Genomic DNA, 12,275 nt, shown 5'->3' with positions numbered 1-12,275 from the left:
GAGTCATCGGACCCCGAAGGCTGATCGGACCCCTTGAGGCGCTGTTCAGGGTCAGAAGCCTTTGCTGAGGAGTTCTTCATTGATCGGCGGTCTTTGGCCTTGCCACCTTTCTTAGGCGCTTTTTGACCACGATCACGATTGCGATCCTCATGCGCAAGACCCTTGCGGTCACTGCCAGGTTTCCTGTCCTGCCTTCGACTGCCTGAATCTTCAGCTTGCCGATCCTGGGACCTGCTTTCAGCAGTTGCTTTGGGCCGAGCAGCATTCGAACCGGGGGTGGCCTCCCGAGATTTTCGGGAGGCTGTACGTTCTGCCAGGCCGTGGTCGACGAATTCATCGCGATCAGTTCCTGCCTTGTCGCGGTCTCTGTCGCTGGAACCGGTACTCGGCTGACCTGATCGATCCTGGCTGCCCTGAGCCACAGGCCTGCGGAACCGCTCGTCCGGGTCAGAGTCAGTCTTCCGATCGGACTGCCCTGCAGCCGCGTCTTCGTGCTGATTGGAATCTTCCTGTGCGGACTCAAGACTGCCCAGACCCTTGCCCCAGGTCAGGGTCTCCTCCACCGGGGTGAAGACCTGTCCATAACGTCCGGTTCTCCCCGAATGCATGGACTTGGCCAGCCGTGCGATTCCCTCATCGCCGTACTGGCCCTGGTTGACAGCCTGTGCAACCACCTGGACCACCTGCTTGGCCCCCTTGGTTCCATCCGCGATGGGCTCGGTAACCGAACCGCTCCCATCCTGCACGACAACCTGAACCGGTCGGCGCCCACCAACTCCAGACTCGTGTGCACGGTCCAGGGCATCGCCGTCATTGGGATCCCCGATGGCGTGATGAGAACGCGCCGCAACCTCGGCGTCCGGGAAGAAGCGTGAAGAATCATAGGAGCCGTGGGCCTCGTCACGCATGATCCGACCTGTATGCAGCTCCACCACCCGCTTGCGCATGGAGTTGACAATCTCCTCGTTGTGGGTGGCCATGACCACTGTGGTGCCAGTCCTGTTGATGGCATCCAGGACCTCCATGATGCCCAGGGAGGTGGTGGGGTCAAGATTGCCTGTGGGCTCATCTGCCAGCAGAATTTCCGGATTGTTGACGTAGGCCCGGGCCAGAGCTACACGCTGGGCCTCGCCGCCGGAAAGCTCGTGGGGGTAGTTGTGCTCCTTGCCGGTCAGCCCCACAGTCTTGAGCACCTGAGGCACCAGGGTCTTGATGGTGGACCGACGCGCGCCGATGACCTCCAGCGTGAAGGCCACGTTCTGCCATACGGTCTTGTTGTTAAGTAGTTTGTAATCCTGGAATACGAAACCAATGGAACGCCTATATCCGGGGATCTCGCGGTTGCGCAGACGTCGCAGGTCGTTGCCGGCCACCCGGATCTCCCCCTCGGTGGCCTCCTCTTCGCGCAAGAGCAGGCGCAGCAGAGTGGTCTTGCCCGACCCGCTGGCGCCCACCAGAAAGACAAAATCCCCGCGATTGACGTCCAGGCTGATGTTATCCAAGGCTGGGCGGGACCCCTTGGGGTAAATCTTGGTCACGCCCTTGAGCGAAATCAACGCCATTTACACTCCGTTCCTCGGTATTCCCATACAGAGGCTATCAAGAAGACCGACACTACTCACTCATGAAACACCGACCAAGCCGCGGCCGGACGAAGCTCTACTTGCTGGCTTCCTCCTCGCGGGCCTGGACCCGCTGCTGATGCCGCCAGCGAATGCCAGCCTCGATGAAGGCATCAATGTCGCCGTCGAAGACCCCCTGCGTATCAGAGGTCTCGTATCCGGTGCGCAGATCCTTGACCATCTGGTAGGGATGCAGCACGTAGGAACGCATCTGATCCCCCCAGCTGGCCTTGATGTCGCCGGCAAGCTCCTTTTTCTTCTTGGCCTCCTCTTCATGCCGCAGAACCAACAGCCGGGACTGCAGAACAGCCATGGCAGCCGCACGGTTCTGAATCTGGCTGCGCTCATCCTGCATGGTGACCACGATGTTCGTCGGCAGATGGGTAATGCGCACGGCCGAATAGGTGGTGTTGACACCCTGGCCGCCGGGGCCTGAGGAGCAGTAAGTGTCCACTCGGATGTCCGAGTCGGGGATGTCAATGTGGTCGGTTGGTTCCACTAGGGGAATGACTTCGACGGCAGCGAAAGAAGTCTGCCGCCTGCCCTGATTGTCAAAGGGCGAGATCCGCACCAGACGATGGGTGCCGCCCTCCACTGACAGACGGCCGTAAGCGTAGGGGGCGTCCACCTGGAAGGTGGCCGACTTGATGCCAGCCTCCTCCGCATAGGAGGTGTCCATGACCTTGGTTGAGAAGCCGTGCCGCTCAGCCCAACGCATGTACATGCGCAGTAGCATCTGCGCCCAGTCGGCCGCGTCCACACCGCCGGCGCCCGAGCGAATGGTGACCACGGCAGGGCGCTCGTCGTACTCCCCGTCCAACAGGGTCTGAATCTCCATGTCAGCCAGGTCGGATCTCAAAGAGTCGATCTCCTTGCGGGCTTCCACCAGGGTGTCCTGATCATGCTCCTCCTGACCCAGCTCCTCCAGTGCCTGGACATCGTCCAGCCGGGAGGAGGCGGACTCCAGATGCTTGAGCTGGGATTGCAGGGCCGAGAGCCTGCTGGTCACCTTCTGAGCGTTCTCCTGGTCATCCCAGAGTCCGGGCGCGCTGGCCTGACGCTCCAGATCAGCAATGCGCGAGCGCAAACCCTCCGGATCCAGCGCCTTGGAAATCATCTCGTACTTGGCCTTGGCCTGCTCCAATGCTTGAGCAAAATCCATCTCTGCCATACCGTCTCACCGCTTTCCAGACCGGCTCCACCGAGTCGGCCGCCGTCTTCATTCCCATTTGTCTCTTGCCTGTGGCGGCCGGATTCCCGCCGACCGGACGGACCGGGTCAAAGGCCGCTGAAGATGGCAGGGATGACAAGACTGGCCAGCAAAGCCACGGCAATGACCAGGCAGACCGCCCTGGCTGTATTGCGGCGCCGGCGCTCCCGACGCTCACGCTCATGACTGTAGGCACTCATAGTTGATAATTTTACCTATCGGTTGGGACCTGGCTGGCGACCGTCCAGACCTGGCTAGCGGACGGACCGCCTGTGTTTGAGCATCGACCGGTTTATCCTGTAAGACAGCTTGATGTCGACAGGACTGCACCATCTGAAGGAGGAACGATGAGCACAGCACGCACCGCATGGGGTTGGGGCCTGGCCAGCCTGGATGAGCAGGGCCGGACCCTGGATGTCTGGTACCCCAAGGCCGAGATCTCGACACCGCCGACCCCGGCGAACCGCCCCAGCCACGACTTCGGCGACCAGGTCCACATCCAGCCCGACGTCCGTGGCATCCGAAGGGTGCCTATCTTCACCGTGGCCGATCTGAATGGCCCGGTAGCCGATGCCGCCGACGCCTATCTGCGACTCCATCTGCTCAGCATGCGTCTGACTCCGCCTAACAGCATGAACCTTGATGGAATCTTCGAACAACTGACCACAGTGGTCTGGACCAACTACGGACCCTTCGCTGTGGAGGACTTCGCCCTGCGCAGATCAGATGTCATGACTGCAGTCAGCCGGTCCATACCGGGCATCCCGGTGACGCAGGTAACGGTGCTGAGCGTGGACAAGTTCCCCCGCATGGTGGACTACGTGGTTCCCCATGGAGTCCGCATCGGCAACGCCGACCGGATTCGGCTCGGAGCCCACCTTGCACCAGGAACGACGGTCATGCATGAAGGTTTCGTCAACTTCAACGCCGGAACCCTGGGCCATTCCATGGTCGAAGGCCGGATCTCCCAGGGTGTCGTGGTCGGCGACGGTTCGGACATCGGCGGCGGTGCCTCCATCATGGGCACCCTGTCAGGCGGAGGCCGCCATCGGGTCTCCATCGGCCAGCACTCATTGCTTGGAGCCAACGCCGGCATCGGCATCTCCCTGGGCGACGACTGCGTGGTCGAAGCCGGCCTCTATGTCACTGCCGGAACCAAGATCAGCCTGGGCGACCAGGTGGTCAAGGGGGCGGAGCTCAACGGACGGGATCATCTGCTCTTCATCCGCGATTCCCGCACCGGCCAGGTCAGGGCCCTGCCCCGCAAGAAGGGGATCGAGCTGAACGAACGGCTGCACGCCAACTGAGCCCAGGCGGCCATCGGGCTCAGCGCTGTTCCATGGGCAGGTAATCACGCGGGCCCTGACCGGTATAGACCTGCCTGGGACGACCGATTTTCGTGTCAGGATCGTCCATCATCTCACGGTACTGGGCCATCCATCCGGGGATGCGCCCTAATGCGAAGAGTGTGGTGAACATCTCCGGGTCGAAGCCGATGGCACGGTAGATGAGCCCGGTGTAGAAGTCCACGTTGGGATAGAGGTGGCGCTCGACGAAGTAATCATCGTGCAGTGCCAGGTCCTCCAGCTCCAAGGCCACGTCGAAGAGTCCCGTATCCTCGGCATTTTTATCCTGATCGGGTTCATCCATGAGCTTGTAGAGCCACTGCTTGGCTATGGCCGCGCGCGGATCATAAGATTTATAGACCCGATGGCCCAGACCCGCGATTTTCCGACCCTCGCTCTTTGCCTGGTCCACATACCCCCGCACGCTCAGACCGGAATCCCGTATGCTCTTCAACTGGCGCAGCACCGCCTCGTTGGCCCCGCCGTGCAGGGGGCCTGACAGGGTATTGATGCCGGCGGCCACTGCCGAATACAGGTTGGCCCGGGCTGATCCGGCAATCCGGACCACCGAGGTGGAACAGTTCTGCTCATGGTCGGCATGGATGATCAGAAGCTTGTCCAGGGCTTGTACCTTGAGAGGGTCGGCCTGATAGGGCTGGTAGGGCACGGCGAAGCTCATCCGCAGGAAGTCCTCCACGTAGCCCCAGGTCCTGTCCGGGTAGAGCAGAGGCTGGTCGCGACGACGACGGTGGATCAGGGAGACGATGGTGCGCACCTTGGCCATGATGATGGCGCTGGCCTCATCCAGTTGGTCGGGATCGTCAACATCACAGGTATCCGGGTGGAAGCCAGCCAGAGCATTGACCGCCGCAGCCAGCACACTCATGGGATGAGCCTGGCGCGGGAAGGACGAGAGCAGATGGCGGAAGTCCTCCCCTACGACCGTGTACCCCAGGACGTGGCTGCGGAACCGCTGGTACTGTTCGGCATCAGGCAATTCACCGTGGGACAGCAGCCAGGCCACTTCGAGGAAATTGGACTGGGCACATAGGTCCTCTATGGCATAGCCCCTGTAGCGCAATATGGCCCGTTTGCCGTCAATGAAAGTGATTCCCGAGACGCACTGGGCTGTGGTCTGGAAGCCGGGATCCAGCGTGACCCAGCCGTCGTTGCGCAGGGAGGAGACCAGAATGCCGTCGGGCCCTTCAGTGGCGCAAACCAGGGGAAGATCAACCTGTTCGGAATCGATGGACAACCGTGCTGTAGACACCACGCACCTCCTGTCAATCAACCAGTGAGGTGCCAGTAGGAAGTCGACGGCCATGCCGGATCAGGCTACCGGCACCTGTACCGGCGTGGAATTGCCGACATGCTAGCAGAAACAACCATGACTTCGATTACCGGCTTGTAACCACAAGCGTGAATCTGTCACCCCCCCCCCCAGCCGCAACGCGCAGGTCCAAGCCGGTGCCGTCTACGCTCTAGCACCAGCTTGCGGGCACAAGGCCAGGAAAGGAAGGGCCGACATCAAACAGGACCGGTATCAAAGAGGGGCCCAGGAACATCCACATTGTGGACATTCCTGGGTCCCTTATAGCCCTAATTCGGCCTCGTGCAGTCCTCGACTCAGTCCCTGGCCGTCAGGATGACAGGCCCCTGCTCGGTGATGGCAATGGTGTGCTCGCTGTGGGCGCCGCGCGATCCGTCTGCAGAACGCAGGGTCCACCCGTCCTTGGGATCCTGGTAAATCTGATCAGTGGTCGCCAGGAACCAGGGCTCAATGGCGATGACCAGGCCCGGGCGCAGCTTGTAACCGTGATGAGGCGTACCGTCGTTGGGCACATGGGGATCGCCGTGCATAATCCGTCCTACGCCGTGTCCGCCGAACTCCAGGTTGACGCTGTATCCGTTTTCATGGGCAACCTGACCGACTGCGGCGGAGATGTCACCCAGGCGGTTGCCGGGCTGAGCCTGGGCGATGCCCGCCTTCAGGGCCTCTTCGGTGGTCCGAATCAGCCGCAGATCCTCTGGATCGGCATGCTCACCCACTACGAAGCTGATGGCCGAGTCGCCCACCCAGCCGTCCACATTGATGGCCAGATCCAGGGAGAGCAGGTCGCCGTCCTTGAGGTTGTAATCATACGGCACCCCGTGCAGGACGGCATCGTTGACAGATAGGCAGATGTAGTGGGCGAAGGGGCCTGTGCCGAAATCAGGCGCGTAGTCCACATAGCAGGAGGTGGCTCCCCTGCGGGAGTTGATCCTGTCCTTGACGTAGTCGTCCAGCTCCAGCAGGTTGACCCCAGGTTTGCTCCTGGCTTTGAGCTCCTTGAGGATGCTGCCGACAAACCTGCCTGCCGGCTTCATCTGTTCGATCTCCTGCTTGGTTTTGAGCTCGATCATCCTCTGCGTCCTTTCAGAATTGGTGCCTGCGGGTGCCACCCCTCAGGGTCCTGCCCAAGTACTACCTCTCAGTATTATCGGGTCAGTCGGACGAGTCCGGCTCTCAGCTCCGGCCGAAAGTGAATGCCCTGATGATGGAGACGACTCCCAGCACCAGAAGAGCGCACCCGCTGAAAATAACCAGGAAGATGACTGAGCTCAGCGGGTAGATCATGACGATGATTCCGGCGATGATGGAGACGATGCCCGAGAAGATGGCCCATCCTGAATGCGGGAGTCCCCAGGAGGCGGCCAGACTCATCACGCCCTCCATGATCCAGCTGATGCCCACAATGATAGTGACCAGCAAAGTCAACGCTGAAGCGGACAAGGCCGTGTTCCTGACGATGACAATGCCGCCGACAGCGATTAGGGCGCCAAAGAGGACGCCTAGCACACGCCAACCGCCGGGAAGTCCCTTGGTCACGATGGAGGTGGCCAGACGGACCACGCCGGAGATAATGAAGTAGATGCCCAACACCACGGTCACGGCAATCAGGGTCTTGTCCGGCCTGAGCAGCAGGGCCAGGCCCAGGATGACGCCAATAACACCCATGACGCCCATTATGATGCGAATGGCCCGCAGGGTTCTGAATCCCAGATCCTCAGCGATCATGGAAAATGGATCCATCCGTGGCGGGCGCCCCTGGTAGCCGGGGTATTGCCCATACTGACCATAGTTATTCTGGTATTGGCCGTTATTCTGCGAAGAATCCTGACCACCGTACTGGTTGGGCTGACCGCCCTGCATGGGATCCGTCATACCGTCCTCTTTCACTCGCTCAGGGCGACCGAGCGGCCGTCCTGTTACCGTCTTCCAAGTTTAAATCACCAAGGGGGCAATCGCGGCTTTTCCTTCGACGGATGATTCACCAGTCCGCTGATTCCCCGCTACCTCAGGGCATGGCATGTCACCAAAGATGGCTAGGCTTGTGGCATGGCACAATCTACAGAACCCACGACCTCCTCCGGACTCGATCCGGCCTCTTTCTCTTCGGTCATTCGCCCCCAGGACGACCTGTTCCGCTTCGTCAACGGCCCCTGGATCGACACCTACAGCCTGCCCGAGGACCGCTCCCGGTTTGGCTCCTTCGACAAGCTTGCTGAGGATGCCGAGGCGCAGATCCATGAAATTCTTGAAGACCCTGAATCCCCGGCTGTCAAGTCAGCCCTGCTCTATCGCAGTTTCCTGGACACCGAGTCCATCGAAGCCGCGGGAATGGAACCCATCCGCCCCGACCTGCAGGCCATTGATGCCGTGCCTGACAAGAAGGCACTGACCAGCCTGCTGGGACGACTCAATCCCACTGGCGGCCCCGATCTTTTCGGCATTGCCATCTATGGTGATCCAGGCAAGGCCGGCATCAATGTGGCCCATATGGAGCAGGCTGGGCTAGGGCTTCCGGACGAGGCCTACTACCGGGAGAAGAGCTATGCCTCAGTCCGCCAGGCCTACACCGACATGGTCGCCTCCCTGCTCAGACTCTCCGGCTACGCCGACGACCAGGAGGATGCCCACAGGCAGGCGGAGTCCTTCCTCGAGATCGAGACGCGCATAGCGGCACGCCACTGGGACAACGTGTCCACCAGAGATGAGGATCGTACATATAACCCCACCACCTTGGCCGATCTGGAGTCAACACTCGCCGATTTCGATCTGCACACCTGGATCGAGTCCTGGCAGAAAGCATATGCAGCCAGCCCTGTCGCCAGTCTGCAACCTGTCGATCTGAGCACAGCTCTGTCCAGGACCATCGTGCACGAGCCCTCCTTCCTGCAAGGCTTGAATGAGCTCTGGAAGACCAGCGACCTGAAGGATCTCAAGCTCTGGGCTCGCGTGCACTCTCTGATAGAGTGGGCAGGCCTGCTTAGCAGCGACTTCGATCAGGCCAGGTTCGACTTCTATGGCAAGGTCCTTTCAGGCACGACCAAGATGCGTGACCGCTGGAAGCGAGCCGTTTCCCTGGTCAACGGCATTTGCGGCGAGGAGGTCGGACGCGAATATGTGCGCCGGCACTTCCCTGCCTCCAGCAAAGCCCGCATGGAGGCACTGGTCTCGGACCTGATCGACGCCTACCGGGTCTCCATCACCTCCAGCGACTGGCTGGGCGAACAGACCAAGGTCAAGGCTCTGGCCAAGCTGGACAAATTCTCGCCCAAGATCGGCTACACCGAGCACTGGCGCGACTATACGGCGCTGGCAGTGGACGAAAAGCTGGGTCTGGTCGACAACGTGCGACGGGCCAACCTCTACGAGTCCGGCTACCAATTTGACAAGGCCGGTCAGCCTGTGGACAAAGAAGAGTGGCTGATGAACCCTCAGACGGTCAACGCCTACTACGAGCCCACCCTGAACGTGATCGTCTTCCCAGCAGCCATCCTGCAGCCGCCCTTCTTCGATCCTGAAGCCGATGACGCCGTCAACTACGGAGGCATCGGATCGGTCATCGGCCACGAGATCGGCCACGGATTCGACGACCAGGGCTCTAAGTACGACGGCGACGGACGTCTGCAAGACTGGTGGACCCCGCAGGACCGCGAAAACTTCGAGCAGCGGACCAAGGCACTCATTGAGCAGTACAACGGGTTTGTCCCCCAACAACTTGCCGAGAAGTACGCGGACAAGCCCGAGCAAGCACCTCATGTCAATGGAGCGCTGACCATTGGCGAGAACATCGGGGATCTGGGAGGCGTCAACATCGCCATCAAGGCCTATGCCCTCTCCTTGCAGAAAAAAGAGGAGGGCGCAGCCGGGACAGACGATACAGCCATGGACCAGGCACTGGCCTCGGCTCCAGTCATGGACGGCTACACTGGCCTGCAGCGGTTCTTTCTGTCCTATGCCTCCATCTGGAGGACCAAGAACAGAGATCAGCTGGCCGAACAGTATCTGCGGATCGATCCCCACTCTCCTGCTGAATTCCGCACCAACGGCATCGTCAGGAATGTGGATCGCTTCTATCAGGCCTTCGAGGTCACAGCCGACGACGGCATGTGGCTGGAACCCGAAGCACGGGTCAAGATCTGGTAAACCGGTTCGTTTGAGATCGTTGGTTGCCGGTTTTAATGAGCCTGCTGATTAAGGTGGGAGGGCGACGGGAATCAGTCGGCCATCCACCGTCGTCTTGTTCTGCCGAAGCAACCGTTGCTCATGCATTGGAATCCTTCACCGATGTCCGCTCAGCCGCGGATGACGCAGATGGTGCAGAGGCGGATGCCGTTTCGGACGGTGAAGATGATAGCGGCGTGTTCCAAGGATCCGGACCGTCCGCCCCCTCATCAACAGGCACAGCACCCGATCGGATTCTGGTGAAGGTATCCTGTCCACGGGCCAGGTCGTGGCCGATGCCATCCGCCACCAAGACCAGGCTGCTATGTTGCTGACCTTCACTGGTCCACTCCTCCGTCACCAAGGATCCCGTCACCATGACCGGATCGCCCTTGTGCAGACAGGCCAGGGCATTGATCGCCAAAGTCCTGAAGGCCTTGACCGTCAGCCAGGTGGTGGATTTTCGTTTCCATACCCCGGCTGCTGCGTCGTAATAGGCCGGCGTAGAGCCCAGTCTGAAAGAACAGACCGGTGTGGTCCCCGGCTGTCCCAGACGCGCTGGCCGGGTCCCCATAAAGCCGAAGACGGTCGTTTTTATTTCGTTGATGGACATACCGGCACCTTTCTGTAGATGTTATGAGTACGACTCTGCAAATCTGCCGGCCGATTCCTGTTCGTGCGGCAGTGAGGCCGTTCGACGGAGGATCCCTGACCAGAGCGCGGATAATCGGAGCGGGGGAAGGTACTGGCCCTGGCCAGGAACCCTCCATCGAACGGTGAATCCATCCTGCCTCCACCCATGTCTGCGCACCTGACCCGCAGACCATTGTGGCCGAACAGGCTCGGCTCACTCACATTGTGGACAAACAATCTTTCTTCAGTAAGAAACATGAAATAGGTCTATTGCTACGTAGACCTATTCATTCGGTAAAGCGAAGTGGATTTACCCATAATTATGAAAAGTCGAGAACAGAGGGACAATATGATGACGACAATTGGACGGCTTGGATGCTGGTAAACGTCAATGGCGAAAATGCCTCGATGACTCATAATCGGGAATTATTCAAGCAGAGAGGTGGGCACAATGTAATTGTAGAAGCGATTGCGGGCGTAGTGTCGATAGCGGGATGCGCAGCAGGGATAGCGACAGCCGACATACTGGTTACATTGTTGATCCGATACTTCGGGTAGAACAGAACACAGCATACATAAATCCAGGCAATGGCTCATGGGCGGCCCTTGCTTTTAATTCCTATGGCTTAATCACCGATGATGGGTGGCGGCCTGCGCTATAGGACAAGCCGCCACCAATTATGTTGATCCGATTACCTCATGAACACTTCATATGGACAGCCGTAACCAGTCGCTATCCGTCAGAAAACATACGGCTGCGCAAGACACAGGCAACTCCTTTCCGAACTGGAGAAGGTCGCAGCATCCTCGAACAGTCGCTGAGCGTGAATCATTCTGGTCGAGGCTAATGCGTTGACGTGAAAGCAAGACCGCAAGATCGACGAGAGAAACCAGGTGAGCAGCATTCGAAGATGGCATTCACTCGGCGTATCTCGATGGAGGCCTGATTTACCGATGTCTCCTGTGCAAATGCCAAAATACATCAACCAAACCCATAACCGGATTCGGAATGTCCCCTTCACTGCCTAGGGCCATCAAGCATTGGTCCTGGGCTAAACTGTGAGAGCAGATACATCGGCACGGTTTGGAAGGACCCGCAGTCATGGTTCACACGCTGGTCAGTTGGAATATCGATTCACTCAACGCCGCCCTGCTGGGCAAGAGCAGCCGCAGCGCCCTCTCCCTGAAAGTGGTGGAAACCATCCGGGACCTGGACCCCGATGTCGTAGCCATCCAGGAGACCAAACTCAACGGTGACCAGAAGAAATCCGCGGGCATCCTTAAGGCGCTCATGCGCTACTTCCCCGATTACCATGAGGCGGACCGTCGCTCCGAGGCTCCGGCCCGCACAGGCTACGCAGGCACGCTCATGCTCTACCGCAAGAGCCTGCCAGAACCTACCGTGACCCGCCCCCGCATCGGAGCTCCAGGCACCATGGACGACGAGGGCCGCATGCTCACCCTGGAGTTCCCGGACTGCTTCGTCACCACGGTCTACACTCCCAATTCCGGATCGGGACTGGTCAGGCTCAAGCCGCGCGGCATCTGGGACGATTGCTATCGTCGCTACCTGAAGGAACTGGATGCCCGCAAGCCGGTCCTGGCCTGTGGCGACTTCAATGTGGCCCACGAGGAGATCGACATCGCCAACCCGGCCTCCAACCACCATTCCGCCGGCTTCACCGACCAGGAGCGCGAGAAGTTCGGCCTTCTGCTGGATGCAGGCTTCACCGACACCTTCCGTAAGATTCATGGCGATGCCGCAGGCTTCTACAACGACCACCGCAGCGTCTACACCTGGTTCGCCCAGCGGGCCCCGAAGAGCAAGATCAACAACTCCGGCTGGCGCATCGACTACTGGCTGACCTCCAACCGGATCGCTGACCAGGTCAGTACCAGCGAACCCGTGGACACCGGCGAGCGCCAGGATCACCTGCCCATTCTGCTCCGCATCTGACCGAATAGATTCCTGA

The 12,275-nt window shown here is 59.8% G+C and carries 9 protein-coding genes and 1 pseudogene; 3 read left to right on the top strand and 7 right to left on the bottom strand.

What is annotated here, in order from left to right; genetic code table 11:
• Nucleotides 1-530: 530 nt before the first annotated feature.
• From ftsE to J3T95_RS00240, 3 genes and pseudogenes are all read right to left on the bottom strand, one after another.
• Nucleotides 531-1,562: pseudogene (ftsE, locus tag J3T95_RS00250) on the bottom strand (cell division ATP-binding protein FtsE); the annotation flags it as partial.
• A 97-nt stretch (nt 1,563-1,659) separates the two neighbouring features.
• Complete coding sequence (prfB, locus tag J3T95_RS00245) at nt 1,660-2,793, bottom strand: peptide chain release factor 2 (RefSeq protein ID WP_220236163.1); 1,134 nt, start codon at nt 2,791-2,793, stop codon at nt 1,660-1,662.
• Between the two features lie 107 nt (nt 2,794-2,900).
• Entirely contained in the window at nt 2,901-3,032 is a 132-nt protein-coding gene (locus J3T95_RS00240; protein WP_255297770.1) for a hypothetical protein, read from the bottom strand.
• A gap of 147 nt (nt 3,033-3,179) precedes the next feature.
• On the opposite strand from J3T95_RS00240, the gene dapD reads away from it, so the two are divergent.
• Nucleotides 3,180-4,139: a 2,3,4,5-tetrahydropyridine-2,6-dicarboxylate N-succinyltransferase gene (gene dapD, locus J3T95_RS00235; protein WP_267449996.1), complete on the top strand. Its 960-nt coding sequence runs from the start codon at nt 3,180-3,182 to the stop codon at nt 4,137-4,139.
• A gap of 19 nt (nt 4,140-4,158) precedes the next feature.
• Here the strand turns inward: dapD and J3T95_RS00230 are convergent, their stop codons facing one another.
• From J3T95_RS00230 to J3T95_RS00220, 3 genes are all read right to left on the bottom strand, one after another.
• Complete coding sequence (locus tag J3T95_RS00230; protein ID WP_267449995.1) at nt 4,159-5,448, bottom strand: citrate synthase; 1,290 nt, start codon at nt 5,446-5,448, stop codon at nt 4,159-4,161.
• 356 nt (nt 5,449-5,804) lie between these two features.
• Nucleotides 5,805-6,581, bottom strand: coding sequence for a type I methionyl aminopeptidase (gene map / locus J3T95_RS00225; protein ID WP_267449994.1), 777 nt, complete (start codon nt 6,579-6,581; stop codon nt 5,805-5,807).
• Between the two features lie 103 nt (nt 6,582-6,684).
• Complete coding sequence (locus J3T95_RS00220; protein WP_267449993.1) at nt 6,685-7,383, bottom strand: HdeD family acid-resistance protein; 699 nt, start codon at nt 7,381-7,383, stop codon at nt 6,685-6,687.
• Nucleotides 7,384-7,557: 174 nt separating this feature from the next.
• Between J3T95_RS00220 and J3T95_RS00215 the strand changes: the two genes are divergently transcribed.
• Nucleotides 7,558-9,651, top strand: coding sequence for a M13 family metallopeptidase (locus J3T95_RS00215; RefSeq protein WP_267449992.1), 2,094 nt, complete (start codon nt 7,558-7,560; stop codon nt 9,649-9,651).
• A gap of 118 nt (nt 9,652-9,769) precedes the next feature.
• Here the strand turns inward: J3T95_RS00215 and J3T95_RS00210 are convergent, their stop codons facing one another.
• Nucleotides 9,770-10,282 carry a single-stranded DNA-binding protein gene (locus tag J3T95_RS00210; protein ID WP_267449991.1) on the bottom strand — a complete coding sequence of 171 codons (513 nt, stop codon included), beginning with the start codon at nt 10,280-10,282 and terminating at the stop codon, nt 9,770-9,772.
• Between the two features lie 1,122 nt (nt 10,283-11,404).
• Between J3T95_RS00210 and J3T95_RS00205 the strand changes: the two genes are divergently transcribed.
• On the top strand, nt 11,405-12,259 hold the full coding sequence (locus J3T95_RS00205) for an exodeoxyribonuclease III (protein ID WP_267399552.1): 855 nt from the start codon (nt 11,405-11,407) through the stop codon (nt 12,257-12,259).
• Nucleotides 12,260-12,275 lie beyond the last annotated feature (16 nt).

Origin of the sequence: Bifidobacterium sp. B4079 (genome assembly GCF_026537385.1) — a bacterium.
GTDB classification, from domain to species: Bacteria; Actinomycetota; Actinomycetes; order Actinomycetales; family Bifidobacteriaceae; genus Bombiscardovia; species Bombiscardovia asteroides_I.
This window is presented reverse-complemented; position numbering and strand designations above follow the sequence as displayed.